We start from the raw sequence: 26,270 nt of genomic DNA, 5'->3' as shown, positions 1-26,270 counted from the left end.
GCGCAGAGATTGCGTGCTTTTACTTTTTTTTAAAATAGTTTATTACAATATAGAAAGGGTAAATGATAACTGACTAACTAATTTGAGGTGTAAAAGATGCCAGTTACCAATAGTTATTTGTTTACAAAGGAAGATATGGTCAACCCTGACCTTGTGCCTGAATGGGTGATAAATGAATACAAAAATTTCCGGGAGGTTGTTACAAATCGAGAGTTTCCTTGCTATTTTGGAATGACTGCCGAGAAAAAAGGGGAGCTCCGCTATTCATATATCAGCAGGGACAATTGGGCTCAATTGCCCGGCGCTATTGAAGAGTTCATTGCATTGTTTGATGATTCCAAGCCTCTTATAAGACATGGTTTGTTTGTATTCGTCGAGCCTGAAATGGAAGAAAAAACAATTGATTACTATCGTGAATACTTCTGGAATGTACTTCAGTTCCTTCATGAAAAAGATACGCAGCCATGGCCTGCTGATTATCCTAAAGATCCTGACCATCACTTATGGGCATTTTCGTTTGCTGGTGAACCATTTTTTGCCTTCGGAAATGCACCCGCCTATAAACAGCGGAAAACGAGGGACCTGGGCAATAGTCTTGTCATTGGTTTTCAGCCGCGTCGAATTTTCGAGGGACTTGAAGGAACTTCAAAAGGTGGTATAATGTCACGTGAAAAGGTGAGGGAACGTGTCGAAAAGTGGGACAACCTGCCAAAGCACCCTAATGTAAGCCACTATGGCGACCCGGATCATAGAGAATGGAAAATGTATTTTATCGGAGACGACAGTAAACCAATAGAAGGGAAATGTCCTTTTCATAATAAATAAGACTAGAGGCTAAATTCTTATAATAGAATTTAGCCTTTTTGTGATGAGTTCGACTATTATAGATACTTAGATGTTTTTATGAAGCTAGTCAGATCATATTTACGGTCAATCACTGATTGTTTAAACTGACACATTAATAATGTAAAATTATGCCTTGTTTTGCTATAATTGTATTGGGCTAGAATTTATTCAAAGAACAGACATCCACTCCCACACTTTTTTGGAAGGGAAGGATGCTATATGAAGGCAACAGGAATTGTGAGGAAGACTGATCAGCTGGGAAGAGTGGTCATTCCGATGGAGCTTAGGAAAAAACTGAGCATCGGTGAAAGTGATCCGCTTGAAATTTTTGTGGATGAGGATATGATAATCCTGAAGAAATACCAGCCAGATCGTACTTGCCTCATAACCGGTACCATCAGCAGTGAAAATATGTCACTGGCAGACGGGAAAATCATCTTAAGCAAAGAAGGAGCAGAGCAATTGGTCAAAGAATTGCAAAGTTACCTGGCGACCAGCTAGTATATACATGTAAGCAGTCCTGCTTCCAGGACTGCTTTTTGTTTACAAGTCTTTTCGGTAGATTGGCATGCTCATGCAGCGCGGGCCACCACGTCCTCTTGATAGCTCTGAACTTGGAATCTCAATGACTTCCACTCCATTTTTACGCAACAAATCGTTCGAAACATAGTTACGGTCATAGGTAACAACTACACCTGGTGCAATCGCAAGTGTATTGGAACCATCGTTCCATTGTTCGCGGGCAGCAGCAATTTCATGGCCGCCTCCACAAGGAATCAGTACAAGCTCCTGTAGACCGAGGACTTCTTTTAGTGTTTCTGTCAGATTTGAGCGCTCGGAAATGTTAAGTGTGTCAGAATCCATGCCTTTTTCGAGAATATAAATTTTCATATTTCCATTAGGGCCTTCAATTCCATGATGGATTGTGAATTTCTCATGATCAACCATTGTAAATACGGTGTCCAGATGCATATAGGCTCTTAATTTTGGAATTTCAACTGCAACCACTTTTTTAATCGTATCGTTCCTTGAAAAAATGCGCTTCGCCAATTTTTCAATAGCCTGTGCAGACGTCCTTGCACTAACTCCAATCGCAATCACTTCAGAACTGAGTACCAACTCGTCTCCGCCTTCTAATGGATAATATTCATCACGGTCGTACCAATGTGGGATGTCATGTCCGGAGAATCTAGGATGGTGTTTAATGATAAAGTCCATGAACAATGATTCTCTTTTCCTTGCACCTTCACACATTTTGTTTAAAGAAACTCCATCTCCAATTACGGCTGCCGGGTCCCTTGTAAAATAAAGGTTTGGCATTGGATCGAGAAAGAATGGGTAGTAATCATCGAGAAGCTCATGTAAATGAACTTTCTTCTCATGCTCGATTTCTGATTTAAGAACCCCGGACATGACTTTTCGAATCATTTCATCAGTTGAAAGAGAATGAAGATACTCTTCGACTGTTTTTCGCGAGCCATTCAAATTGCTCTTGCTTTCATTCAATACCTGATCGATGAACTGTTGGTTAAGTTCATCAGTTTTTAATGATTCTTCCATTAATTTTTCCAAATAAAGAACCTCTACCCCGCGGTTTTTTAATACATCCGCGAAATAATCATGCTCTCTCTGGACTGCCGGTAAATAAGGGATATCATCAAAAAGAAGCCGTTCCAGGTATTTGGGTGTCAGGTTTTCGACTTCCTTCCCCGGCCGGTGCAGGACCACGGATCTTAATTCACCAATTTCAGATTTTACATTCAAAGGGTAATTCATATAAACAGCCTCCATATTCAGTATCTATTTCTATATGAAATAAGGAGGAAGTGATTATTATGTACAACTCAAAATTTCACTGCCCCCGCCAAACTGCTTGCCTGCAGACTGGCTCCCTTTTCTATACCCTAATAAAAACTTTCAAACCTATTTTTAGAGCTCATTCATAAAAGCTTGTGGGAAGGTCTTCATTTAAAAGCTTATGATTGGGTTTGACTTGCAAGGCTATCATCAAAGCGAAAAAAGCTTTTCGTAAAAAATCATGCATTGTGAGAAAAAATAGGGAAAACTAAACAGAAAAAAGAAAGCGTTTTCTGTCCTTCATAGATGTACAAATAAAATAAATATGATAAAGTATATTTTGTGAACACACATTAAACATGGAAATAGAGACAAAAATATTGTCCTCTCCAAAAAGACAGATGTATCCATTATAATGACATGCCAATTGTAAAGGCAGAAAGGGGATTTACGATGTCTAGTAAAACATTGAATCAGTTTTTAAATGAGAACCTGGAGGATTTAAAAGGGAAGGGTTTATATAATGTAATCGACCCGCTTGAGAGCCCAAATGGACCAGTCATAACCATTAATGGGAAAGAGATGATTAACCTCTCCTCAAATAATTACCTTGGACTCGCTACAGATGAAAGACTGAAAAAGACTGCAGATGAAGCCATTGAAAAATACGGAGTGGGAGCAGGTGCAGTACGTACAATCAACGGAACGCTCCAGCTGCATCTTGAACTAGAGGAAGTACTGGCAAAATTCAAGAAGACAGAAGCAGCGATTGCATACCAGTCAGGATTCATGTGCAATATGGCTGCCATTTCAGCTGTAATGGATAAAAATGATGCCATCCTATCCGATGAATTGAACCACGCATCAATTATTGATGGCTGCCGTTTATCCAGAGCAAAGATCATCCGCTTCAACCACTCAGACATGGAGGACCTTCGCGCAAAAGCGAAAGAAGCGAAGGAATCAGGCCAATACAATAAAATCATGGTCATCACAGACGGCGTGTTCTCTATGGATGGTGACATCGCGAAGCTTCCGGAAATTGTTGAAATCGCAGAAGAATTTGATCTCATTACATATGTCGATGATGCACACGGTTCAGGTGTACTGGGTGAAGGCGCTGGAACTGTCAAGCATTTCGGCCTTTCAGATAAAGTCGATTTCCAAATCGGGACTCTATCAAAGGCTATCGGTGTAGTCGGAGGATATGTAGCTGGTAAACAAAATCTGATCGACTGGCTGAAAGTAAGAAGCCGTCCATTCCTTTTCTCGACTTCTCTCACTCCAGCCGATGTTGCAGCGAGTATTAAAGCCATTGAAATCTTGATGGACAGTACAGAATTGAACGAGCGTCTATGGGACAATGCAAACTATCTGAAGGACGGTCTGCAAAAACTTGGCTTCGACATTGGCCATTCTGAGACACCAATCACTCCATGTATCATTGGCGATGAAGTCAAGACGCAGCAGTTCAGTAAAAGGCTTTACGAAGAAGGAGTATATGCTAAATCAATCGTATTTCCTACCGTACCTCGTGGAACTGGCCGTGTAAGAAATATGCCTTCGGCGGCACATACGAAGGAAATGCTAGACAATGCCATTTCTATTTACGAAAAAGTAGGCAAGGAATTAGAAATTATTTAATTGAATAGGCCGGTTTCTTAACAAGCCGGCCTTTTTTTCAGGGATTACAGGAGGAGTACATAGAATGAAGAAAATTTTAATAACTGGCGCGCTTGGCCAGATTGGTTCTGAACTAACAGTTAAGCTACGTGACATTTATGGGCAGGATAATGTGATTGCGACGGACATCAGGAAAACTGATTCAGCAGCTGCTATGAACGGTCCATTCGAGATACTCGATGTCATGGATGCAAATAAAATGGTCGACCTGGCCAAGAAATATGAAGTCGATACCATCATGCATATGGCAGCATTGCTATCTGCCACTGCGGAAACGAAGCCGGTATTCGCCTGGAACCTTAACATGGGCGGCCTGATGAACGCACTAGAAACTGCTAGAGAACTAAATTTACAATTTTTCACACCAAGCTCCATTGGGGCATTCGGTCCTAATACCCCTAAGGACAATACCCCGCAGGACACCATCCAGCGTCCAACTACCATGTATGGTGTAAACAAAGTTGCTGGCGAGTTGCTTGCTGATTACTATTTCCACCGTTTCGGGGTAGACACAAGGGGTGTCAGATTCCCTGGATTGATTTCTTATGTGACCCCACCAGGCGGCGGTACAACTGATTATGCAGTTGAAATTTATTATGAAGCAATCAAGAATGGGAAATACAGTTCATATATTGATAAAGGCACTTACATGGACATGATGTACATGCCAGATGCGCTAGGCGCGATTATTGACCTGATGGAAGCTGACCCTTCCAAGTTGATTCATAGAAATGCTTTTAACGTTACGGCAATGAGTTTTGATCCAGAGGAACTTACAGCGGAAATCAAGAAGCATATTCCTGGGTTTGAAATCTCTTATAATGTTGATCCTGTACGACAGGCCATTGCCAACAGTTGGCCTAATTCAATCGATGCATCAGCTGCGGCTGAAGAGTGGGGCTTCAAGGCGAAATATGATCTCTCAAGTATGACTGCTGACATGCTGGAAAAATTAAAAACAAAGTTATAGATAGAAGAAAAAGGTGAAATCTCATTGATTTCACCTTTTTACATAGATTAGTTTATCTTTCTTTTCTATGACCTTCCCAACTATAGCCGCATGAATGAGCCCTTTGTTTTTCAAGGCTTCCACGTACTGTCCCGCTTCACTTTCAGGAAGCGAAACAAGGAGTCCTCCGGAAGTAATCGCATCACAGAGTACTAACTGCTCTTCAGTAGAAATGTCCTGATACTCCACATCGTTATCCAGCCATTTATGGTTGGATTTTGATCCTCCAGGCACTATTCCTTTTGCAGCCAATTCATATGTACCATCTAATACAGGTACATCCGATAACGAAATCTCAAAACTGACATTGCTGCCACGTGCAATTTCACTGCCATGCCCAAGCAGGCCGAATCCTGTTACATCCGTTACCGCGTGTGGTGTGAAGGCTTTCAGCGCATCTGCGGCAGATTTGTTCAGTAATGCCATTGTATCGGTTACTGCCTGCTCCTGCTCCGCAGTTACTGCGCTGCGCTTGATTCCTGTTGTCAGAATGCCTACACCGATAGGTTTTGACAGAACAAGTAGATCACCTGGTGCTGCGCCGACATTTTTCCAGATGGCACCAGGGTGGGCAAGACCAGTTACAGATAAACCGAATTTTGGTTCCTGATCATCGATTGAATGACCGCCGATCGTCAGTGCGCCAGCTTCCTTCACTTTGTCACTGGCACCTCTTAATATTTCTGCGAGCATATCCGGACCGAGCTTTTTGATCGGATATCCCACCATATTAAGAACTGTTTTAGGTTCGCCGCCCATGGCATAAACATCGCTTAGGGCATTCGCAGCTGCAATCTGGCCAAACATATATGGATCATCCACTACAGGGGTGAAATAATCAATCGTTTGAATCAGGGCGATATCTTCTGTAAGTTTATATACTCCTGCATCATCGGAAGTCTCATGTCCGACAAGCAGTTCAGGAACATTTTCCTGTTCTGGCAATAGACGCAAAACTTGCGTCAAGTCCTCGGGACTGATTTTGCATCCTCAGCCAGCCTTTGTTGATAGAGAAGTCAAACGAATTTTCTCGTGTTCACTCAACCTGATCACCTCCAAAAAAAGTATACTCTTTCTTGTTTTGAAAATCATCCTTAAGCTATTATTATTTGCACTGACCCTGGCTTTACACTAAAATGACAGTAAATACATATAAAAAAGTATTATAGGGGGATTTGCAATGAAGAATTTTCAAGTAACCATCCAATTTTGCATGCAGTGAAATTACGCACCAAAAGCCGCGAGTTTCGCGGAAGAATTATTCACTCATTTCCGAAGCCAGATTGAGAAGATGGAGCTGATCCCAGCTTCCAAAGGAGCTTTTGAAGTAACAATAAATGGCCAGACAATATATTCGAAACTGGATACAGGTGTTTTCCCTGATTCAGAGGAAATGATTAAACAAATGGAAGCGATGAATTAATGCCCTGGCAATTAGCCGGGCTTTTTTTATACAATTTATCAAGGTTTTTCACGGTTTAAATGGTTTGCATTTACCCTTCAAGTTCACAGTTTTGAAAAAACTTTTAATTGGGCAATAATGATATAATTAATGAATGCACTAATGTTGTGGGGGAGATAGAGTTTGAAACAGTTTTTAAGGCAGCTGCCTGCTGTACATGAACTACAGAAAGATTCCAGGTTTATTGATTTGGTCAAGAAGCATGATACGGACGCTGATCGTTTTACAGACATAATCAAAGATGTGTTAAATGATATAAGGAAAGAAATTGTTAATGAAAAATGGACTGGGCCAGAGCCTGGTACCCAACTGTTTGTTGACCAGCTATTTAAATTGCTTGATTCATCCGCAACAGAAAGATTTGACTATACACTGAAAAGGGTCATTAACGCTACAGGAACCATTTTACATACGAATCTTGGAAGGGCAAGATTGAGCGAGAATGCAGTGAAGCATGTGGTAGAAACCGCGAGGAATTATTCCAATCTTGAGTATAGGCTGAAAGAAGGCGAGCGCGGGTCGCGGCACAGCCATGTTGAAAGCCTGGTGAAAAAGGTCACTGGGGCTGAAGCAGCGATGGTCGTTAATAATAATGCTGCAGCAGTTTATCTAATCATGAGTGCACTTGCAAAAAACAAGGAGGTCATTGTTTCACGCGGCCAGCTTGTTGAAATCGGAGGCTCATTCCGGATTTCTTCCATTATGGAAGAAAGCGGAGCTCATATAGTGGAAGTTGGAACAACAAACAAAACCCATTTATATGACTATGAGAATGCAGTCACTGACGATACCGGGATGATCCTAAAGGTCCATACGAGTAATTTTAAAATATATGGATTCTCGAAAACTGTAGAAACAGATGAATTGGCCCAACTATCAAGTAAGCACGACCATGTAGTTTTTTACGAAGACCTTGGGAGCGGTGTTCTTTATGATTTCACCCGCCATGGAATCGGAGACGAACCAGTTGTAGGAGAAGTACTGAAAATGGGAGCAGATATCGTTTCATTCAGCGGGGACAAGCTTCTTGGCGGACCACAGGCTGGAATCATCGCAGGGAAGAAAGCACTTATTGATAAGCTGAAAAAACACCAGCTCGCACGAGTAGTTCGAGTAGATAAAATGACACTCGCGGCGTTAGAGGGGACCTTGATGGATTATCTTAGGGGTGAGCAAGGGTTACATCATATCCCGACACTAAGAGACTTGCTTGTTCCTCTTGAGGAACTTAGAGACAGGACAGAGCGTTTTGCCGAGGACATTGATTCCTTAGAAAGTGGGCTAAAAGCGGTTGTGACTGAGGGTACCAGCCAGGTTGGCGGAGGGACGATGCCCGATGTCCATCTTCCAACCTATCTAGTCTCAATAAGCCATCCAGAGGTAAGCGCTGAACATATTGCCAGGAAGCTCCGAACGGAACATTCCCCGGCAATCGTTGTCCGTATCCAAAAGGAAGAGGTTAATGTCGATCTTCGGACTGTTACCGAAGAAGAACAAAGATTTCTTTTGAATGCGTTAAAACAAATTTAAAAGTAAGGGCTGCCTTATCTGGCTGCCCTTACTTTTTTTGCGGTTATCCCGCGTCAATGCGCCTTGTACTTATTTACATATCGTGGTTTGAGTTATGTTTTTGGCGAGAATGGTTACGGTTCTTCACTTTCTTCGATCCGCTTAATGGAGCAGGCTGGCTGTCTTGATCGCCCTTCGGAGCATTCTTGCGCATATCTTTAGAATCATTTTTGTTCATTGCTCATCCCTCCTGACTTTAGGATTAGATTTTCTGCCGAATTTATACTGAATAAATTACTTATAACTGAGCAATTTAACGATATAGATTTAATACACCAGGAGGAAATCACATATGCCTTATCATAAAGATAAACAGCAAGCCTTTCAGGCAGCACAGCAAGGATTCGAAGACGCACAAGGATTATACTCGGAAATCGTACGTGACAGCGCAAGCTATGGTCATCAGCTAAAGCACCTTAAAAATGAAGTGAATGAAGCATTCCAGCAAATAGAAAATGCCCTGGAAAACGCATCTGAACATCAACGGGCGCAGCTTGAAAGGTTCCAGCAGGATTTGCGCAGCATTGTAACTGAGGTAAATATGGAATAACAGGAAAAGCGGAAGGGAGGCCTTCCGCTTTTGATTTCTTACTGATTCTTTTTCCGTTTTTTATTGTTTTGCTTTTCCATTTCAGTTAATGGTTCATTTGCCATTTCCTCATTATAGCCTGCACCATTGCCTTGAGCTTTGGCAGCATTCGCTCCAGGAATGACATGATTTGCTTTTCTTTTTACCACAGAATTCACCTCCATCTGCCATATTTTTTCCCGTAATGTTCTCCACAATCCAGCTTTTTCATTTTTGCGAAATAGTTTTTCTTCAAATTGCCATAGAAAGTGGAGAGGTTTTTTTATTGATAAAATCTCATTAAGGTAGTTTTAATCATGTATATGATTTTTATAATAAGAAAAACTTATCAAGCACAATAACTTTCTTGTTATTTACTTATATATAAGGTTATATTAATATGGAATTGTGAGAAAAGTTAGGATGGGATAAAAGATTCAAACTTTTCGACAATTACCTATAATTAGTTTATGATGTTTACGTAGAAGAAGGGGGTAAACATATGTCAAACCAAGATGTTTTTAACGCCCGCAGTTCATTTGAAATTGACGGGAAACGCTATCATTACTATAGCCTGGCAGCATTAGAAAAGGCTGGAATCGGCAATGTATCAAAACTGCCTTACTCAGTGAAGGTTTTGCTTGAATCCGTACTTCGCCAGCATGATGGCTTTGTAATCACAAAAGAGCACGTTGAAAATCTAGCAAAATGGGGAACTAGCGAAGTGAAAGAAGTGGATGTGCCTTTCAAGCCTTCACGTGTTATTCTTCAGGACTTCACTGGTGTACCTGCAGTCGTTGACCTTGCATCACTAAGAAAAGCAATGGCCGACATGGGTGGAGACCCAGACAAAATCAATCCAGAAAAGCCGGTTGATCTAGTAATCGACCACTCTGTACAGGTTGATAAATACGGTACTCCAGATGCACTTAATGTAAATATGGAGCTTGAATTCGAACGTAATGCTGAACGTTACCAGTTCTTAAGCTGGGCACAAAAAGCATTCGATAACTACCGTGCTGTTCCACCAGCAACAGGTATCGTGCACCAGGTTAACCTTGAGTATCTTGCAAACGTTGTCCACGCTGTAGAAAATGCAGATGGCGAATTTGAAACTTTCCCAGATTCATTGGTAGGTACTGACTCACATACTACAATGATCAACGGTATTGGTGTTCTTGGATGGGGCGTAGGCGGTATCGAAGCAGAAGCTGGAATGCTTGGCCAGCCTTCATACTTCCCAGTACCAGAAGTAGTAGGTGTTAAATTAGTAGGAGATATGCCGAATGGCGCCACTGCAACTGACCTTGCACTTAAAGTGACACAGGTTCTTCGCAGCAAAGGCGTTGTTGGTAAATTCGTCGAGTTCTTCGGACCTGGCGTGGTTACACTTCCACTTGCTGACCGTGCGACTGTTGCCAACATGGCACCTGAATACGGCGCTACTTGCGGATTCTTCCCAGTAGACGGAGAAGCATTGGATTACATGCGTTTAACTGGACGTTCCGAAGATCACATTAACGTGGTTGAGGCATACTGCAAGGAGAACGGACTATTTTTCGATCCTGCATTAGAGCCAGTCTATACTGATGTAGTAGAAATCAACCTTTCAGAAATCGAAGCTAACCTATCCGGTCCAAAGCGTCCACAAGATTTGATTCCACTTTCTGCTATGCAGAAATCCTTCAAGGAAGCATTGACTTCTCCTGCAGGAAACCAGGGATTCGGCTTAGATAAGAAAGAAATCGAAAAAGAAGCTGTTGTTGAGTTTGCTAATGGCGATAAAACAACAATGAAGACTGGTGCAATTGCCATTGCGGCGATCACTAGCTGTACAAATACATCAAACCCATACGTACTAGTAGGTGCAGGCCTTGTTGCCAAGAAGGCTGTTGAGCTTGGAATGGAAGTTCCTAAGTTCGTCAAGACTTCATTGGCACCAGGATCAAAGGTTGTTACTGGATACCTTCGTGATTCAGAATTGCTTCCTTACCTTGAAACTCTTGGATTCAACCTTGTTGGTTACGGATGTACAACATGTATCGGTAACTCAGGTCCATTAAAGCCTGAAATCGAAAAGTCTGTTGCTGAAAGCGACCTTCTTGTTACTTCTGTTCTTTCCGGTAACCGTAACTTTGAAGGACGTATTCACCCGCTTGTAAAAGCAAACTACCTGGCTTCACCGCCGTTGGTTGTTGCTTATGCACTTGCAGGAACTGTGGATATCGATCTGCAGAACGATCCAATCGGAAAAGACAAAGACGGAAAAGATGTATTCTTCAAGGATATCTGGCCATCAACTGCAGAAGTGAACGAAGTTGTTCACCGAGTAGTAACTCCAGAATTGTTCCGCAGAGAGTACGAAACTGTATTCACTGACAATGAGAAGTGGAACGAGATCCAAACAAACAGCGATCCGCTTTACACGTTCGATGAGGATTCAACTTATATCGCAAACCCTCCATTCTTCGAAGGTTTGACTCCAGAAGCTGGAGAAGTGGCTCCATTGAACAGCCTTCGTGTAGTCGGCAAGTTCGGTGACTCTGTAACAACTGACCATATTTCTCCTGCAGGTGCGATCGGCAAAGATACACCAGCTGGAAAATACCTGCGTGAAAAGGGTGTAGAACCTCGCGACTTCAACTCATACGGTTCACGCCGTGGTAACCATGAAGTCATGATGCGCGGAACATTCGCAAACATCCGTATCAAAAACCAAATCGCTCCTGGCACAGAAGGCGGCTTCACAACTTACTGGCCAACAGGCGAAGTTATGTCCATCTTTGATGCTTGCATGAAGTACAAAGAGCAGGGCACTGGCCTGATGGTTATCGCAGGCAAAGATTACGGTATGGGATCTTCCCGTGACTGGGCTGCGAAGGGTACGAACCTATTAGGAATCAAGACTGTTATCGCTGAAAGCTTCGAGCGTATCCACCGTTCAAACCTTGTATTGATGGGCGTTCTGCCACTTCAATTCAAAGCTGGTGAAAACGCAGAAACTCTTGGCCTGACGGGAAGAGAATCATTCAATGTCCAGATCGATGAAAAAGTACGCCCACGCGACATCATCACTGTGACAGCTACTGATGAAGACGGCAACACGAAGACTTTCGAAGCTCTTGTACGTTTCGACTCAGAAGTAGAAATCGACTACTACCGTCACGGCGGAATCCTGCAAATGGTTCTTCGTGATAAATTAAAAGCGTAAATAATCTAATTGAACCCCCTGGCCGTTATGCGGACCAGGGGGTTTTTTGTGTATAGTAGTGTCTCCTTTAATTCGTATTAGTTAGTTAGAATAACGTGGCGATCTTGACAACTCATCGCCTGTTGAGGCTTAACCTGTCAAGATATTTAGTTTATCTTGACAACTTGTTGCCTGAAGAGCCTGAACCTGTCGAGATAATGGGATAATCATGACAGCTTTTTGCCTGGAGAGCCTGAACCTGTCAAAATAATGGGATAATCATGACAGCTTTTCGCCTGAAGGACCTAAACCTGTCAATATAATGGGATAATCATGACAGCATTTCTCCTGAAGAGCCTGAACCTGTCAAGATAATGGGATAATCATGACAGCTTTTCGCCTGAAGAGACTGAACCTGTCAAAATAATGGGATAATCATGACAGCTTTTCGCCTGAAGAGCCTGAACCTGTCAAGATAATGGGATAATCATGACAGCTTTTCAACTGAAGGGCCTGAACCTGTCAAAATAATGGGATAATCATGACAGCTTTTCGCCTGAAGAGCCTGAACCTGTCAAAATAATGGGATAATCATGACAGCTTTTCGCCTGAAGAGCCTTAACCTGTCAAGATAATGGGATAATCATGACAGCTTTTCAACTGAAGGGCCTGAACCTGTCAGAAATCCAGTTTGATATGGAAAGCTGGAATCGCCAGGTTATGTTATTGTTTAGTGGATATGACTGTCAAACGTCTATTAAATACAGTTTTCTCAACTATTTCACAGTTGGAACTGCTTCTTTTGGCTTATTTTACAAAATCCGCGAAAACTTCTATTGAATCGACAACTTCTCCTATTGATATTTGCTGGCAAAAAGGTATGTTTAAGATAGATGGAACATAAGGAGTGTTTTCTATGGGCCTAGTATCGATAGTTGCAAGAGAGGATTTTATTTCATTAGTTACTGATTTGGGGACTCATCAGATAATCGATGATATCAGGTTTAAAGAATTAATACCAAATACAGCCTTCATTGCTTTCTCTGGTAATGAGGAATATGCCATGATGGCCGCAAGCGCTGCTGAAACTCTCGTTAATCAAGGATTCAGTCTGAAAGAACTGGCTGAATCGATCCAGTCATCAATCAATAATCCTATGCTCATGGTGGATGGACAGCCCTTTGAAGCAGTGGTGGCAGGGTACTCTCAAAACGGGGAAGCACAGTATCATGTCATATCCAATATAAAGCCTCTTGAATCCTATTACCCTCGTACAGGTGAAAGTCTTTACTATGTAAACGGTCATGAATCGATGCTTGTACTTGAGAAGTCCTTGAAGATGTATGGCATGGGGACAGTAGATCAGGCACAGGCTGCTCAAATCCATTTGTTGCAGGAAGCTTCAAAGTTCATACCAAACGTTCATACAAACCCATCTTCGTATATTCTCAAAAAAGCAAATTAAAACAGCCTTGGAATCCAAGGCTGTTTTTTTGTAATTAAAGAGCATACTGAAGCACGAAATTACCAAGGAATAGCAAGGCAATCATATAAAGTGCCGGCTGGATTTCCCGACCTTTTCCCATCAGCAGCTTTAAGAGCGGGTATAGGATAAAACCAATGGCCATACCATCTGCAATACTGTAGGTTAAAGGTATCAATACAATGATCAGAAGTGCTGGAAAGCTTTCCATTAAATCATCAAGCTTGATGTTCGTTATATTTTGAAGCATCAATATTCCAATTAATATTAATACCGGTGATACCGCACTTTCAGGTACTACTTTTATGACAGGAATTAGTACGATCGAAGCCAGGAACAGGATACCTGTAGTAATACTCGTTAAACCTGTTCTGCCGCCAGCAGCTATCCCTGCAGCACTTTCAACAGATGATACTGTGGGGCTCGTGCCGAATATACCTGCAGTGGCAACCGAAATAGAATTAGCTTGAAGTGCCTTCTTACTTTTTTGCGTCTGGTTAAGCATTTTTGTATGGCCATGGATCAGACCGATGTTTTCAAAAGTGACGACCATTGCAAGAGAAAATGCTGTAAGCCAGAAAACAAAATTACCTGCCTGGGCGAATGACAGCTGTCCAAAAACAGATGTGTACTCACCAATTGCCGGCATGCTCCACGAAACTCCGCCACTTCCGAAGTCACCGAATAGAAGGGAAAGTACAGACGTAAACACTATGCTCAACAATAGATTGCCTGGAATGTTTTTAATAAATAATACAACTGTGACGATTAGGCCAATCAATGTGATAAGTGCTGTTGAGCTGCTTAGATCTCCAATTTCTAACAGGGTATGCTCTGAGCTTGTAATAATTCCGCTATTATCGAAACCAATTAAAATCAATAGTATTCCTATACCGACTGTAATTGCTTCTTTCAATGAGTCAGGAATGGATGCGATGATTGTTTTTGCCAGCGGAGTGAAGGCTATAACCATGAACAGGATTCCCGATACAAAAACCATTGCAAGAGCTTCTTGCCATGTGAAACCGCCGGACTGCACGATTGTATATGTAAACATCGCGTTTAACCCCATGCCCGGAATCACTAGAATCGGAGTGTTACTCCAGAATCCCATTAGTAAACAGCCTGCAAACACTGTGAGAATCGTAGCGATGATTCCTGCTTCAAGCGGGATGCCTGCTGCTGCTAAAATTGTTGCGTTGACAATGATGATGTATACAACTGTTATATAAGAGATAAGACCTGCAGATAGCTCTCTTCCGAACGTTGTACCATGTCCTTTTAAATCGAATAATTTATCCATTTTTTCTCCTCTCTCTTATATAGATAAATTTTTCCGTTTTGAAACGAATGAAAATATCGTACCATAGACTTTATGTATATATAAAATATATAATTTATATCAAAACCATATCTTTTTTAAATAGAAGGGGATTTTAATGGATATCAGACAAATGAGGTATTTCATCGCTATAGCAGAGGAACGGAATATAACAGCAGCAGCCCATAGACTTCATATGTCACAACCACCTTTAAGCCTTCAATTAAAACAAATGGAGGAAGAATTAGGCGTAATGCTTGTTGAGCGGCATGGGAAAAAGCTTGAATTGACTGATAAGGGTGAGCTGTTATACAGACATGCATTAAACATTGTCCATGCATTTGAGGAAGTGAAAAATGAACTTCAAGAGACGGATGAAGGGAGGATGGGAAACCTATCAGTAGGGATCAACACTCTGTCGGTGCCGGAATTTCCCGAATGGCTGGAAGCATTTCACACATCCTTTCCGCTTGTCTATTTGCGGATTGTACAAAATGATTCAGCCTATTTGGCTGAGCTCGTAAAAAATCGAACAATTGAACTGGGGCTGGTTAGGCTGCCATTGGCTAATCAGGACCTTAACTATCTTCATTTATATAATGAATCATTTGTTTTCGTTTGCAGGGAAAATGGAAAAGACGAGATATCAATAGATGAAATAAGCAATTATCCGTTAATTCTACCTTCCACAGAGGGACTTGGGAGCTACAATATCATCCATGACGCTTTTACAAAAGCCCAGGTTCCGCTTCAGGTCATATGTGAATGCTCAGATATGAATGTGCTGATGCAAATGGTTTCCTCTGGGATTGGTTCAACCATAGTTCCTGAATCTGTTTTTCAATCATACGGACACTCAAATCTTTTCACCAGTGATATTACAGATGCTGAACTAAAATCATCTGTTGGGTTAATCTGGTTAAAGCAGCATCACCTATCCAGACCGGCAAGGAATTTTATTCATTTGGTCAAGCAAAGTCTCGGTTTATCCGATAATTTTTATGAATAGAAAAGCTTTATTAATCAAATAATAACCCCAAATTCTGTTGCAGAAAGGAAGGTGTCCTGCTTTGAATCTTTTTGAAGTGATGAAGGATGCTTTCGTTCCTTTTATGGATGGGGACAAAAAGCCCTTGCATGTCGGAGAAGTAATGAATCTATGGTTTTATCTCCATGGGACTGAACAAACCCTCAGATACGATCAACACGCATACAATTTAGCCCAGGACCCAGAACTTAAAGAAAAGATCGTGGATATCATTGAAAATGTACACAGACCAATGATCAAGGAATTGACCCAGTTTTTCAAGGATGAAGGAATTCCGCTCCCTGATGTAGGAGCCGAAAAAGTTGTCGGTGAATTCAAGGCACTTCCTGAAGGGGCAAGGATGAATGATGAGGAAATCGCCAATTTAATCGCATACAATCTCGTAGTAGGAATCACGTCAGCAACAAGGGGGATTACTGAATCTGTCCGATCGGATGTTGGTTACTTATTTGCAAAATACCATATGATGAAAATCACCTTTTCTTTGACACTTAAAACGCTTATGCAGGAAAAGGGCTGGTTGAGAGTTCCGCCTTACTATTTTACGGGAAAACAGTAAAAACAGCGCTGACAGCGCTGTTTTTAAATGTTTTTCAACTCATGGTTTGCTAAAGCTTCAAGCAGTACCTTTTCACGGTCTCGGGCTATTCCTGCTTTCCAAGGGTAATTGGCTTCATCCAATGTTTGTATCCATCCGTGAACCTCCCGTATTGTTTCTTCAATTGGTCGAAAGTCAAGACCTGATTGAATGGCCTTGTCTATATTAATATGGAAAGCTCCTTTCCATGGTTCCTGATGATCGGGTCCTAACGGTGTGATGTTTGGGATCCAAAGTGGCATTTCTGTCCATGGGGCAATATTGTTTTCTAGCAGGAATTTTTCTTCTCCCCAATTAAATTTCGCATCACTGCCAGTGGTTTCTCTAATTTTAGTGAATAGATCCAGTAAGGCCATGGATTTACCAGTCACGTTGTAAGTGCCGGTATTTTTGTCTTCCATCATTTTTAAAATCCATATAGACAAGTCTTTGACATCAATTAATTGAACGTACGAAGTGTTTGGATTTCCAGGAGCCAGCACCTGACCGCCCTGTGAAATACGATGTACCCAATACGGCAGCCTGTCAGTATAGTCATGTTCTCCAACTAGCTGTCCAGCCCGGATGTTTAACACTCTACCCGGCATATTTCGTTCAGCTTCCTGTTCTGACAGTGCTTTAAATTGTCCGTAGTATTGTAATAATTCGCCATTCGGGTCCTTTGTGAGTTCATCCGCTTCTTCTACCGGCATTGTTTGAACTGGATAATCCTCTGTGATTCCTTTTGGAATCCAGTCTTTGTAAACCGAGATACTTGAGACAAAAGCATAGAAATCTGTTTGATCCTTTAGAATAGATGTTATTTTTCGAACAGAACTAGGGATTAGGCCTGAAGTATCCAGAACGGCATCCCACTTGCGTTCTTTTAGCTTCTCTAGATTTCCATTCCTATCGCCAATCAAGACCTCAACATTTTGCAGTACTTCATTATTGTTTCCTCGATTAAATACTGTGATTTCATGGCCCTTTTTTTGCGCTTCCTCTACAAATGCCCTGCCAAGAAACCGGCTGCCGCCAATTACTAGAATTTTCATATATCTGGCCCCCTAATTTTATCTGGTCCATTTCTGATCAAACTGATTGTCTGCTTTTAAAATAACACATTGTAAGATAATTTAGAAAATTTTAATCGTCGGATTTTTTACTTGCTGTTAAGCCGATAATTGATAAAATGATATGTAGTTTCAGAATTGTCTTAAAATCCATAAGGAGGATCACCATGGAAGATACATTTTTACAATCTGTAAAATATGACGGTGAAAAACTATATATTTTAGACCAAACAAAACTTCCCCAGGTTACTGAGTTCCTTGAAATCAACAATATTGAAGATGTATGGGATGCGATTAAACAGCTTAAAGTAAGGGGTGCGCCAGCAATTGGCATCGCAGCTGCCTATGGGCTGGTTCTTGGTATCAAGGATGCTCCAGAGGTTGATTTCGAAACATTTTATGATTTTTTCAAAAAGCAGGCTGATTACCTGGCTACTTCCAGGCCGACTGCAGTCAACCTTTTCTGGGCACTCAAAAGGATGGATACACGTACTAAAGCTGAAAGAAGCAAACCGGTTAAGGAAATTAAGAGGCTATTGGAAGAAGAAGCGCATTTAATCCGACAGGAAGATGAAAATGTCTGCAGCTCCATTGGCGAGAATGCTTTGACCTTATTCGAAGACGGTATGACCGTTTTAACTCATTGCAACGCCGGCGGTATTGCCACAGCAAGGTATGGAACTGCGCTCGCCCCAATTTATTTGGCTAAGGAACGAGGAATGGAGATTAAGGTGTTTGCTGATGAAACCCGTCCATTGCTACAGGGAGCGCGTCTGACGGCCTGGGAATTAATGCAGGCTGGAATCGATGTTACCCTCATTACTGACAGTATGGCAGCCATGGTCATGCAACAGGGAAAGGTACAAGCAGTCATCGTAGGTTGTGACCGTGTAGCAGCCAATGGAGACGTAGCAAATAAAATCGGAACATATGGTGTTGCTTTACTCGCCAAGGCTCATAACATCCCTTTCTATGTCGCAGCGCCACTATCGACAATTGATCTTGAAACAAAAACTGGTGATGAAATACCGATAGAGGAAAGGGCAGCAGAGGAAATCACTGCTGGTTTCGGGAAATCGACAGCACCTGATGGCGTTAAGGTTTTCAATCCAGCCTTCGATGTGACACCACATCACTTAATTACCGCGATCATTACAGAAAAAGGGGTCATGAGAGGAAACTACAGCGAAGAATTGCCGCGTTTGTTTGAACAATAAGAATGGTTAAATGCCTGGGGTCTATTCCAGGCATTTTTTGTGGTTAAGAAAGATGACTTGTAGATAAGTTCATGAAGTTTTCTTAATCCAGCTCTACCGTGAAGACTTTCAAGGTGCTTACGCTTTTTCGTATATAAACTGATTTGTGGATAACATGTAAAGTCAGCCAGGTACAGCTTCTCAATGAAAATTCACATAATCCTCAAAATTTCTCACTTTTCCACTTTCATTATCTTTGTATACTTGGGATATCCTACTTATAAAAACCGAAGGGGGTTTTCCAATGGTTAAAAAAGCGATTGCCGCAGGCATTCTTGCTGGCTTGGTCTTGGTTGCCATTTTTCAGCATTTTTATAACATCGAGCAACCACAAGCGATTGAAGCTTCAAAAGCAACAACTGGAATAGGTGCCGGTATGGCAGCTCCTACTTTTACACTGAAAAACCTTGCTGGTGAAGAGGTTAGCCTGGAAGATTACAGAGGTAAAAAGGTAATGCTGAATTTCTGGGCAACTTGGTGTCCGCCTTGTAAAGAAGAAATGCCGGCGATGGAACAATTTTATAAAGAGAGTTCAAAGGAAGTCGAAATTCTTGCCGTCAATTTGGATCCTCAGAATAATGTTAAGTCGTTTGTGAAGGACAATGAATTAACTTTCCCGATATTACTTGATCAAGATGGAACGACCCAGCAAACTTACTCAATCATTTCAATTCCTACCACATTCATTATTGATGAACAGGGCTTGATTCTAAAAAAGTATATCGGCTCCATGACATACGATCAAATGAATGAACTCGCGAAGTGACACCAGTACATCACTACTGGTGTTTTTTATGGTAAAAATTGCATGGAGGAGACTCCAAAATATCGGGTATGAATAAAATACGATTAAATTTTCAAAAAGTTGTAATAATTGCAACCGTTTCCGGACATAATAACTGTTACAATGATGACAAAGGATGGTGAACACGATGAGAAAACCTAGAAAGCGTTCTTTTCAAGAGCTTGTAATGGAAAACAAACGCCAACTTCTGAATGACCGTGATGCACTCGATAGGATCGAGGCTAAATTAGAGCAAAAACACTTGGGTAAAGCTGAGTAAATATCATACATTACCATTTATGAATACCCCTTCTTTAGGAAAAACTTATTCTAGAGGAGGGATATACATGAGCAATCCTAAAAGGGACAGCAAGCACCATGTTCCAAGCCACCTTGGAACGCAGCCGCGTGGATTCAGTGGCAATAAAGGAAAGAAAATGAACGATAAGTCGGGTGAACATGCCCAGGTCATGCAAACTAAAGGTGAATAGTACCATGAATATGCCTGCCAATTTACCGGCGGGCTTTTATTTTTAAAAAAGAGTATCGTTTTTTACACTTAACGAAAATCGGGGCTGATCAACGCGCGCTAAACTAATAGTTATCCACTGTTTTCCGCTAATAAACAAAACGGGTAGTAGCATACTATTGATGTACTTTTTAAAAGGAGGTACAAGACAATGGCAAATCATACACCAAAGCCAGACGATCGAAGCGATAATGTAGAAAAGCTGCAGTCCATGATTCATCATACGATTGAGAACATGGAGGATGCTGAAGCTGCAATGGTCAATTCGAGCCCTGAAGACCAGCAAAGAATTAAAGCTAAAAATGAGCGCCGCCGAGAAAGCATTGATGCCTTTAGAGCTGAGATCAAGGATGAAGCGCACAACGAGCAGTAATACCGAAAAGACCCGTCAACAGGCGGGTCTTTTTCTGTTTCGTTAAAAATGTGATAATATACGGAATGTGAACTAAGATAACGTATGTAATTAACTTTAGATAAAGAAGTGATTTGGATGGACCGACAAAAAAGCCAAATTCCTATAGAAGAACAGATTTTGCTATGGGAAGAAGAGATAAATACAAAAGGATATATTCAGGATGAAGCCAGTTTGATCACCGCGGTCAGGATGCTGACAAAAAGTGAAGAGAATAAGAATTTGTCTCAAACCTTGACTCTGGCTGCTCAATCGAGGGCCCAACGAAACGGTTATGATTCTCTTGTCCTCGAGTGGCTAAAGAATGCGATTGAACACGACCCGGCAAACAAGAAGGCGAAATCCTTGCTCGCCAGGAATCAATGGAAAAATAAAGGAAACCTATTTGACCAGCTTGTCTTCCCGCGGATCAGGGAAACGGATAATCGGGCATTAAAAAAGAAAACAGCAGAGCAGTACATTGATATATCACAGCAATTTCTGTCACACGCTGAAGAAGAACTTGATGACCTAACAGCCCAGCATATTGAAAAAGGGTCTGAAGTAGAAGCGAAGTTCAACAGGCTGACTCATTTGCTGGAAAAGGCTATAGAAGAGACGGCAGCTCTCCTGAAAGCAACTGAGCTGTATGAAGAGTCAGTTACCGGGGTTTTCCATACAGCTGTCCATTATGAAGAAATGCAGAAAAGACTTCAAAGCCTCGAAGATATCAGGGTGAAATGGGAAGAAGAGTTTGCAGAGGATTTGGATAGCCAAACACCGTCTGAAATGGATCCTCTGGCTGAACTTAACAAAATGGTAGGACTAGAGTCGGTAAAGGAGAGAGTAAATGATTTTTACCGGTTCTTGAAGTATCAGCAAAAACGGAAAGAGCTTGGTCTGCAAACAAAAGATGATCAAAGCTTGAATATGGTCCTGACGGGTAATCCAGGAACAGGAAAAACCTCGTTAGCCCGATTGCTTGCGAAAATATATCATCAGCTTGGAGTATTGCCGCGGGAAGAAATAATTGAGGCAGACCGGTCCCAGCTTGTTGGTGCTTATGTAGGGCAGACGGAGGAAAATGTCAGAAAGGTCGTCGAGCAAGCTTTGGGCGGGGTACTGTTTATTGATGAAGCTTACAGCCTTAAGCGGGAAGGCCAGACTGGAAATGACTATGGCCAAACAGCTATCGATACACTAGTGTCCTTAATGACCGGAAATGAGTATGGAGGCAAATTCGCTGTGATCCTTGCTGGTTATCCAGAAGAAATGCGACAATTTCTTGACGCGAATCCAGGTTTAAGATCACGATTCCCTCAATCGAATTTAATCCATCTCCCTGATTATTCAGATGATGAACTCCTGCAAATTGCTGAGCAAGCGGCACAGGATAACGATTATGCCATGACAGAGCAAGCAAAGCTCGAGCTCAGGGATCGTATTGAAAAGGAAAGAGTCGACGAAACCTTCGGGAATGCCAGGACGGTACGCAATCTTGTGTTAGAAGCAATTTTCAAAAAGGGTTCCCGTCCTGCTGAAGAAGATGACTTTTCGGCCTATACATTATTGGAAAAAGAAGACTTTGAAGCACCTTCGAATCCTTCAGCGGAAAAACCACTAGACAGGCTGAATGCTCTTGTTGGACTAGACACTGTCAAATCCGAGGTTACCTCCCTGATCTCATTCGTCAGGATGCAACAGCTGCGAAAGGAAAAGGGATTGCCTGCTGTGCCGATACAGCTTCACTCTGTCTTTACCGGCAATCCGGGCACTGGAAAAACTACTGTCGCAAAGATTTACGCTGAGCTCCTGAAGGAATGCGGTATGCTAAAGCGGGGGCATTTAATTGTCAGCAGTCGCGCTGATTTTGTCGCTGGTTATGTTGGACAGACAGCCATCAAAACGAAGAAAAAAATCCGGGAGGCACTCGGGGGAGTACTATTCATAGATGAGGCATACTCTTTGCTCGGTCAAAGTTCGGGTGATTTTGGCAAGGAAGTTATTGATACTCTTGTTGATGAAATGACAAGGCATAATGAAAACCTTGTCGTGATCCTGGCTGGCTATCCTGCAGAAATGGACATGCTGCTGGAAAGCAATCCTGGCCTTCGTTCAAGGTTCAAGAAGTTTTTCCATTTTCCAGACTATAATGTGAGTGATTTGTTGCTCATTATTAAGAACTACTCTGGAAAGTATCAGTATAAAATAAATGTCGAAGCAGAAGCTTTTTTAACTGCAAAACTCTCAGAAACAGAAATCAATGGGAACGGTCGATTCGCTACTAACTTTGTGGATGAAGCGATTCAATCCCAGGCATATCGATTGATTGACGGCGAAAATTTTGAGAATTTGGGTGAAGATGTTTTATACTTGGAAAAACAAGATTTTGAAGCGGCTTTAAAAAAACTGATAGATTAAACTTACAAGAAAAAACAAAGGGGATTACCAATGAAAATTTCTTCTAGGGAGATCGAGGTAAGATATGCGGAAACAGACCAGATGGGGGTCGTGTATCACGCAAATTATCTGGTGTGGATGGAACTGGGGCGAACACAATTGATTAAGGAGCTTGGCTTTAATTATGCAGAAATGGAGAAGGACGGAATCATCTCACCTGTTCTTGATATCCAAGCTTCCTATAAAAAGCCATTGAGATATGGAGATACAGCTACAATCAAGACTTGGGTTGAGGAATATGATGGCATTCGCTCCGTCTATAAATATGAAATCTACAATGGTGAGGGTGAGCTTGCATTGACTGGCAGCTCAAAGCATGTCTGTGTTAAAAAGGATAGCTTCCGTCCGATTTCGTTAAAAAGGAGCTACCCTGACTGGCATGAAGCTTATCTACAGGCAATGAAGAAGCCAGAAGATGAAAAGGAGCAATTCTGATTTGGCTTTCGGGATCAAACGCCGCGAGCTTGAGGAATGGAAAGCTAAAATCGATAGGGGGGAGCTCGCTTTCCTGACCCATTACTGGATTGATGACCGCTTTCCCGAGTGTTCAACGGTTACAAAAGTAGGTTGCCGGGATCTTGACAAGTTAGCTGAGTGGGGAAGAAAATATGGCCTGCGGCCGGAATGGATCGACAAAAGGAAGACGGATTATCCTCATTTCGATCTATTAGGAACGAGGCAAGCTGAAATTTTGAAACAAGAGGGCATTGTGAATCCTCTTTTAAAAGACAAGGGCAAGAAATAAGGCAGGCGCTAATTGCGTCTGCCTTATTTCTTGTCGAATTTGAAATCGGGTTCCTGGCCAACTGGGTGGAGTTCTACGGTCATATCATGGCCGTCAAAATACCAAATATCTTTCTCTTCAATATAATAGGTAATCCCATTTTTTTCTGTTTTTACGCCAATGTGATCCGGTTCTTCCTTGGAGACACCTAATGAGTATTAAACACACATCAAAATTTATTTTCTAATGTAGAACTTTAAATTGCTTCTCTGATAGCTGTACCTTGAATAGTAACCTATAAACTGTTATACCATTATCCTCATAAGTTGAATGAGTTACATACTTAGCATCAAGGGATCTAAACTGGCTGTCAATTAAATACGTATCATTACTGTCTTCAGGCTTTGAAGCAAGTAAATTAATTAAGTCTTTCATTTGGTCTTCGTCTTTAAAAGAGATTTCTCTTAACGTTTCTTGCGTGTATACGTTAGCGAATTCCACTCTAATCAATACCCCACCCCCTTTCTTATCTTCATCATAATTCAAAATGGAATTTCTTTCTGTGAACCTTTCGTGTCTAACTAAATTTCCTATGTCCTAATCCTCCGTAATGGTGCAAGTCCATTCCTGAGGGGTAATATTTACCCCATTATTACTTGAGGGGAAGTTAGGAAAATGATAAAAATTACAGGCAGTAAGGAACGCATGAAAGGTAATCATTGCTTTATGGAAGGTAGGTTTGAACAAGTTCCGCATTCCATACAAAACTACATGAAGTACAGGGTTATGTCAGGGAATGATCTGAACATATATCTTTTTCTATATAGGTATGATAGGAACGGATATAGCTATGCTTATCCAACTATCAATCAGATTGCTGTTGAGACAGGACTTAGTACTAAGACGGTTAAAGAGTCGGTGAAAAACCTAGATAGATTAGGGTTAATCCGTAAAGGGAAGTCTTCATATCATCCTAATAAGAATGTCTACTATATAGATTTACCTTTATCATTAGACGAATTAACTAAGCAGTTACCTGAGAAGGTAATAGCCGATTATGAAGAACGTAAGGCAAATCTTGAAAGTGAAGCACAGGGAGATAAGGAACGGCACGAGAATCACTTAGCTAAAATAGAAAAGGTGAATAAATCGAGTACAGCCGCCATAAACAAAACGGTATCTAGTTCAGAAGATGATTACTACAAACAGTTAGAAGAAAAAGCAGAAAGAAAAATGCTAAAAGATTTGAAGGCAATGGGTTATAAAGGGAACTGTGATTAATAATCTTGATAAATCAAGGATTGTAGCTGTTAATAAGCATAGGGGAAAGGTAGTATAAGGATTAGCTTGCAAAGGGGTAATTATTACATTTCAATGGGTATACAAATTACCCGTTATATATACTGAATAATATAGACTTAATTATAAAGACTTAATTATTCTTCTAAAAAAAAGAACTCACTAAGAAAAGTTAACTGGTAAAGATATAGAAGGAATATAAAGTAATTAAGTTTAGAAGTAAAGATTAAAACTAAAAGGCTGAGGTGTAAATTTTACCCAATGTTAGTCATTAGCCCAAGCAGGAAAAATATCCCCTTTTGTCGAAATATGAGGTAAAGGGGGATATGTATGAAAAAGGGTTATATTAGGGTTGGTCACTTGGTATATATAATAATAATTGCTGTGATAGTGCTTTCTTTCTTTCTAGTGATAGCATTTGGTGGTTTAGAATCAGCTAGTACCATGATGGGTACAGCATCAACAGTATCATCATTAATTTTGTCAGTTATAGCAATAGTACTTTCATTAATCGATGTAACAGGTCAAAGACAATCTATGGTGGATCTAAAAGAAACATCAGACCAATTGCAAGAGACAAATCAAACTGCAATTAAGCTTAATAAGGATTTAATGGAGAAAATGAATCAATTGCAGGTAATGAAGGACCAAATGGTGGAAGCTATATCAGAATCTACTGAGTGGAGAAAAGAATTGATTGAGAAATTAGAAGATGTTAGGCAAAAAGGTGATTTTAATAAAGATGATTTGAATAAAGTTATAGATGAGGCAAAAAAGATGAATTTAAGGGATTCTGCCGGACCGTTAACCATTACGACATATTCAGCGATGAGATTATTGAAAGATAAATTTTCGTCAGGAGATACTGTTAAACATTCGGAATTAAAAGATTATTTAATGGATAACTTAGATATGACTAATGCAACTTTTAAAAATGCATACAGGTATCTTATTAAAAGGGGATACCTAATTGAATATTTATCTCCCACAGAAGAGGTTTCTGTTCAATTTACCAATCATTTCGACCATTTATAAGCACCAATGTAGGTGCTTTTTTTAATTGATAAGATATTTTACAGAAATTGGAGTGATATAAGGTATAGGAAGCGGAGTCTTTTCAGGAATTTAAAGTATTTCGCAGTCTTATACCAGGTAATATAACAATCCAGTTCTTCTATATTTCCTAATCTTTCACTGTGAA

The 26,270-nt window shown here is 41.0% G+C and carries 27 protein-coding genes and 1 pseudogene; 21 read left to right on the top strand and 7 right to left on the bottom strand.

Annotated features, from left to right (window positions below):
* Positions 1 to 96: 96 nt before the first annotated feature.
* Together CD004_RS11465 and CD004_RS11460 are read left to right on the top strand one after the other, a co-directional pair.
* Complete coding sequence (locus tag CD004_RS11465) at positions 97 to 825, top strand: YqcI/YcgG family protein (RefSeq protein ID WP_102262890.1); 729 nt, start codon at positions 97 to 99, stop codon at positions 823 to 825.
* A 240-nt stretch (positions 826 to 1,065) separates the two neighbouring features.
* Positions 1,066 to 1,347, top strand: coding sequence for an AbrB/MazE/SpoVT family DNA-binding domain-containing protein (locus CD004_RS11460; protein ID WP_102262889.1), 282 nt, complete (start codon positions 1,066 to 1,068; stop codon positions 1,345 to 1,347).
* 42 nt (positions 1,348 to 1,389) lie between these two features.
* Here the strand turns inward: CD004_RS11460 and arcA are convergent, their stop codons facing one another.
* Positions 1,390 to 2,622, bottom strand: coding sequence for an arginine deiminase (arcA, locus tag CD004_RS11455; protein ID WP_102262888.1), 1,233 nt, complete (start codon positions 2,620 to 2,622; stop codon positions 1,390 to 1,392).
* A 474-nt stretch (positions 2,623 to 3,096) separates the two neighbouring features.
* On the opposite strand from arcA, the gene CD004_RS11450 reads away from it, so the two are divergent.
* On the top strand, positions 3,097 to 4,287 hold the full coding sequence (locus CD004_RS11450; RefSeq protein ID WP_102262887.1) for a glycine C-acetyltransferase: 1,191 nt from the start codon (positions 3,097 to 3,099) through the stop codon (positions 4,285 to 4,287).
* Positions 4,288 to 4,351: 64 nt separating this feature from the next.
* Complete coding sequence (locus CD004_RS11445; RefSeq protein ID WP_102262886.1) at positions 4,352 to 5,296, top strand: L-threonine 3-dehydrogenase; 945 nt, start codon at positions 4,352 to 4,354, stop codon at positions 5,294 to 5,296.
* A 30-nt stretch (positions 5,297 to 5,326) separates the two neighbouring features.
* Here CD004_RS11445 and selD read toward each other — a convergent pair whose 3' ends face one another.
* The gene (gene selD, locus CD004_RS11440; RefSeq protein WP_264190881.1) at positions 5,327 to 6,427 is read right to left on the bottom strand and encodes a selenide, water dikinase SelD; all 1,101 of its coding nucleotides are present in this window, start codon (positions 6,425 to 6,427) and stop codon (positions 5,327 to 5,329) included.
* 142 nt (positions 6,428 to 6,569) lie between these two features.
* Here selD and CD004_RS24650 point away from each other — a divergent pair.
* Together CD004_RS24650 and selA are read left to right on the top strand one after the other, a co-directional pair.
* Positions 6,570 to 6,758: pseudogene (locus CD004_RS24650) on the top strand (Rdx family protein); the annotation flags it as partial.
* A 162-nt stretch (positions 6,759 to 6,920) separates the two neighbouring features.
* Positions 6,921 to 8,327 (top strand): L-seryl-tRNA(Sec) selenium transferase, encoded by a 1,407-nt coding sequence (gene selA / locus CD004_RS11430; RefSeq protein ID WP_102262883.1) that lies wholly within the window; start codon positions 6,921 to 6,923, stop codon positions 8,325 to 8,327.
* 73 nt (positions 8,328 to 8,400) lie between these two features.
* Here the strand turns inward: selA and CD004_RS11425 are convergent, their stop codons facing one another.
* Complete coding sequence (locus tag CD004_RS11425; protein WP_102262882.1) at positions 8,401 to 8,544, bottom strand: small acid-soluble spore protein P; 144 nt, start codon at positions 8,542 to 8,544, stop codon at positions 8,401 to 8,403.
* Between the two features lie 114 nt (positions 8,545 to 8,658).
* Here CD004_RS11425 and CD004_RS11420 point away from each other — a divergent pair, with 114 nt between their 5' ends.
* Positions 8,659 to 8,916 carry a hypothetical protein gene (locus CD004_RS11420; protein WP_041964970.1) on the top strand — a complete coding sequence of 86 codons (258 nt, stop codon included), beginning with the start codon at positions 8,659 to 8,661 and terminating at the stop codon, positions 8,914 to 8,916.
* A gap of 38 nt (positions 8,917 to 8,954) precedes the next feature.
* Here CD004_RS11420 and sspO read toward each other — a convergent pair whose 3' ends face one another.
* Complete coding sequence (gene sspO, locus CD004_RS11415; protein WP_102262881.1) at positions 8,955 to 9,104, bottom strand: small acid-soluble spore protein O; 150 nt, start codon at positions 9,102 to 9,104, stop codon at positions 8,955 to 8,957.
* Between the two features lie 332 nt (positions 9,105 to 9,436).
* Between sspO and acnA the strand changes: the two genes are divergently transcribed.
* Positions 9,437 to 12,145: an aconitate hydratase AcnA gene (acnA, locus tag CD004_RS11410; RefSeq protein WP_102262880.1), complete on the top strand. Its 2,709-nt coding sequence runs from the start codon at positions 9,437 to 9,439 to the stop codon at positions 12,143 to 12,145.
* 895 nt (positions 12,146 to 13,040) lie between these two features.
* The gene (locus CD004_RS11400) at positions 13,041 to 13,589 is read left to right on the top strand and encodes a hypothetical protein (protein WP_102262878.1); all 549 of its coding nucleotides are present in this window, start codon (positions 13,041 to 13,043) and stop codon (positions 13,587 to 13,589) included.
* A 34-nt stretch (positions 13,590 to 13,623) separates the two neighbouring features.
* Here the strand turns inward: CD004_RS11400 and CD004_RS11395 are convergent, their stop codons facing one another.
* On the bottom strand, positions 13,624 to 14,910 hold the full coding sequence (locus CD004_RS11395) for an NCS2 family permease (RefSeq protein WP_102262877.1): 1,287 nt from the start codon (positions 14,908 to 14,910) through the stop codon (positions 13,624 to 13,626).
* A gap of 136 nt (positions 14,911 to 15,046) precedes the next feature.
* Here CD004_RS11395 and CD004_RS11390 point away from each other — a divergent pair, with 136 nt between their 5' ends.
* Together CD004_RS11390 and CD004_RS11385 are read left to right on the top strand one after the other, a co-directional pair.
* A complete protein-coding gene (locus CD004_RS11390) occupies positions 15,047 to 15,937 on the top strand; it encodes a LysR family transcriptional regulator (protein WP_102262876.1) in 891 nt (296 codons plus the stop codon).
* Positions 15,938 to 15,998: 61 nt separating this feature from the next.
* Complete coding sequence (locus CD004_RS11385) at positions 15,999 to 16,535, top strand: DUF3231 family protein (RefSeq protein ID WP_102262875.1); 537 nt, start codon at positions 15,999 to 16,001, stop codon at positions 16,533 to 16,535.
* Positions 16,536 to 16,558: 23 nt separating this feature from the next.
* On the opposite strand, the gene CD004_RS11380 is transcribed toward CD004_RS11385, so the two are convergent.
* Positions 16,559 to 17,608, bottom strand: a complete 1,050-nt coding sequence (locus CD004_RS11380) for an NAD-dependent epimerase/dehydratase family protein (protein ID WP_102262874.1) — start codon at positions 17,606 to 17,608, stop codon at positions 16,559 to 16,561.
* Positions 17,609 to 17,793: 185 nt separating this feature from the next.
* On the opposite strand from CD004_RS11380, the gene mtnA reads away from it, so the two are divergent.
* From mtnA to CD004_RS11340, 8 genes are all read left to right on the top strand, one after another.
* The gene (gene mtnA, locus CD004_RS11375; protein ID WP_102262873.1) at positions 17,794 to 18,843 is read left to right on the top strand and encodes an S-methyl-5-thioribose-1-phosphate isomerase; all 1,050 of its coding nucleotides are present in this window, start codon (positions 17,794 to 17,796) and stop codon (positions 18,841 to 18,843) included.
* Positions 18,844 to 19,126: 283 nt separating this feature from the next.
* A complete protein-coding gene (locus CD004_RS11370) occupies positions 19,127 to 19,648 on the top strand; it encodes a peroxiredoxin family protein (RefSeq protein WP_102262872.1) in 522 nt (173 codons plus the stop codon).
* Between the two features lie 166 nt (positions 19,649 to 19,814).
* Entirely contained in the window at positions 19,815 to 19,946 is a 132-nt protein-coding gene (locus tag CD004_RS11365; protein ID WP_102262871.1) for an FbpB family small basic protein, read from the top strand.
* Positions 19,947 to 20,013: 67 nt separating this feature from the next.
* Positions 20,014 to 20,157 (top strand): acid-soluble spore protein N, encoded by a 144-nt coding sequence (locus CD004_RS11360; RefSeq protein ID WP_102262870.1) that lies wholly within the window; start codon positions 20,014 to 20,016, stop codon positions 20,155 to 20,157.
* 189 nt (positions 20,158 to 20,346) lie between these two features.
* On the top strand, positions 20,347 to 20,568 hold the full coding sequence (gene tlp / locus CD004_RS11355; RefSeq protein ID WP_102262869.1) for a small acid-soluble spore protein Tlp: 222 nt from the start codon (positions 20,347 to 20,349) through the stop codon (positions 20,566 to 20,568).
* Positions 20,569 to 20,685: 117 nt separating this feature from the next.
* On the top strand, positions 20,686 to 23,007 hold the full coding sequence (locus tag CD004_RS11350; RefSeq protein ID WP_102262868.1) for an AAA family ATPase: 2,322 nt from the start codon (positions 20,686 to 20,688) through the stop codon (positions 23,005 to 23,007).
* Between the two features lie 30 nt (positions 23,008 to 23,037).
* Positions 23,038 to 23,481, top strand: a complete 444-nt coding sequence (locus CD004_RS11345) for an acyl-CoA thioesterase (protein ID WP_102262867.1) — start codon at positions 23,038 to 23,040, stop codon at positions 23,479 to 23,481.
* Position 23,482: 1 nt separating this feature from the next.
* Positions 23,483 to 23,791 (top strand): hypothetical protein, encoded by a 309-nt coding sequence (locus CD004_RS11340; protein WP_102262866.1) that lies wholly within the window; start codon positions 23,483 to 23,485, stop codon positions 23,789 to 23,791.
* A 222-nt stretch (positions 23,792 to 24,013) separates the two neighbouring features.
* On the opposite strand, the gene CD004_RS11335 is transcribed toward CD004_RS11340, so the two are convergent.
* On the bottom strand, positions 24,014 to 24,280 hold the full coding sequence (locus tag CD004_RS11335; RefSeq protein ID WP_102262865.1) for a hypothetical protein: 267 nt from the start codon (positions 24,278 to 24,280) through the stop codon (positions 24,014 to 24,016).
* A gap of 165 nt (positions 24,281 to 24,445) precedes the next feature.
* Between CD004_RS11335 and CD004_RS11330 the strand changes: the two genes are divergently transcribed.
* Together CD004_RS11330 and CD004_RS11325 are read left to right on the top strand one after the other, a co-directional pair.
* Complete coding sequence (locus CD004_RS11330) at positions 24,446 to 25,051, top strand: helix-turn-helix domain-containing protein (RefSeq protein WP_102262864.1); 606 nt, start codon at positions 24,446 to 24,448, stop codon at positions 25,049 to 25,051.
* A gap of 348 nt (positions 25,052 to 25,399) precedes the next feature.
* On the top strand, positions 25,400 to 26,104 hold the full coding sequence (locus CD004_RS11325; RefSeq protein ID WP_102262863.1) for a hypothetical protein: 705 nt from the start codon (positions 25,400 to 25,402) through the stop codon (positions 26,102 to 26,104).
* The last annotated feature ends 166 nt before the right edge of the window (positions 26,105 to 26,270 follow it).

Source organism: Mesobacillus jeotgali (assembly GCF_002874535.1).
Classification (GTDB): Bacteria; Bacillota; Bacilli; order Bacillales; family Cytobacillaceae; genus Mesobacillus; species Mesobacillus jeotgali.
This window is presented reverse-complemented; position numbering and strand designations above follow the sequence as displayed.

Bases quoted from the DNA above. Each gene is read 5' to 3' on its own strand.
- CD004_RS11465 (WP_102262890.1), top strand. From the start codon at position 97: ATGCCAGTTACCAATAGTTATTTGTTTACAAAGGAAGATATGGTCAAC.
- CD004_RS11460 (WP_102262889.1), top strand. From the start codon at position 1,066: ATGAAGGCAACAGGAATTGTGAGGAAGACTGATCAGCTGGGAAGAGTG.
- arcA (WP_102262888.1), bottom strand. From the start codon at position 2,622: ATGAATTACCCTTTGAATGTAAAATCTGAAATTGGTGAATTAAGATCC.
- CD004_RS11450 (WP_102262887.1), top strand. From the start codon at position 3,097: ATGTCTAGTAAAACATTGAATCAGTTTTTAAATGAGAACCTGGAGGAT.
- CD004_RS11445 (WP_102262886.1), top strand. From the start codon at position 4,352: ATGAAGAAAATTTTAATAACTGGCGCGCTTGGCCAGATTGGTTCTGAA.
- CD004_RS11425 (WP_102262882.1), bottom strand. From the start codon at position 8,544: ATGAACAAAAATGATTCTAAAGATATGCGCAAGAATGCTCCGAAGGGC.
- CD004_RS11420 (WP_041964970.1), top strand. From the start codon at position 8,659: ATGCCTTATCATAAAGATAAACAGCAAGCCTTTCAGGCAGCACAGCAA.
- acnA (WP_102262880.1), top strand. From the start codon at position 9,437: ATGTCAAACCAAGATGTTTTTAACGCCCGCAGTTCATTTGAAATTGAC.
- CD004_RS11400 (WP_102262878.1), top strand. From the start codon at position 13,041: ATGGGCCTAGTATCGATAGTTGCAAGAGAGGATTTTATTTCATTAGTT.
- CD004_RS11395 (WP_102262877.1), bottom strand. From the start codon at position 14,910: ATGGATAAATTATTCGATTTAAAAGGACATGGTACAACGTTCGGAAGA.
- CD004_RS11390 (WP_102262876.1), top strand. From the start codon at position 15,047: ATGGATATCAGACAAATGAGGTATTTCATCGCTATAGCAGAGGAACGG.
- CD004_RS11380 (WP_102262874.1), bottom strand. From the start codon at position 17,608: ATGAAAATTCTAGTAATTGGCGGCAGCCGGTTTCTTGGCAGGGCATTT.
- mtnA (WP_102262873.1), top strand. From the start codon at position 17,794: ATGGAAGATACATTTTTACAATCTGTAAAATATGACGGTGAAAAACTA.
- CD004_RS11370 (WP_102262872.1), top strand. From the start codon at position 19,127: ATGGTTAAAAAAGCGATTGCCGCAGGCATTCTTGCTGGCTTGGTCTTG.
- CD004_RS11365 (WP_102262871.1), top strand. From the start codon at position 19,815: ATGAGAAAACCTAGAAAGCGTTCTTTTCAAGAGCTTGTAATGGAAAAC.
- CD004_RS11360 (WP_102262870.1), top strand. From the start codon at position 20,014: ATGAGCAATCCTAAAAGGGACAGCAAGCACCATGTTCCAAGCCACCTT.
- tlp (WP_102262869.1), top strand. From the start codon at position 20,347: ATGGCAAATCATACACCAAAGCCAGACGATCGAAGCGATAATGTAGAA.
- CD004_RS11350 (WP_102262868.1), top strand. From the start codon at position 20,686: ATGGACCGACAAAAAAGCCAAATTCCTATAGAAGAACAGATTTTGCTA.
- CD004_RS11345 (WP_102262867.1), top strand. From the start codon at position 23,038: ATGAAAATTTCTTCTAGGGAGATCGAGGTAAGATATGCGGAAACAGAC.
- CD004_RS11330 (WP_102262864.1), top strand. From the start codon at position 24,446: ATGATAAAAATTACAGGCAGTAAGGAACGCATGAAAGGTAATCATTGC.
- CD004_RS11325 (WP_102262863.1), top strand. From the start codon at position 25,400: ATGAAAAAGGGTTATATTAGGGTTGGTCACTTGGTATATATAATAATA.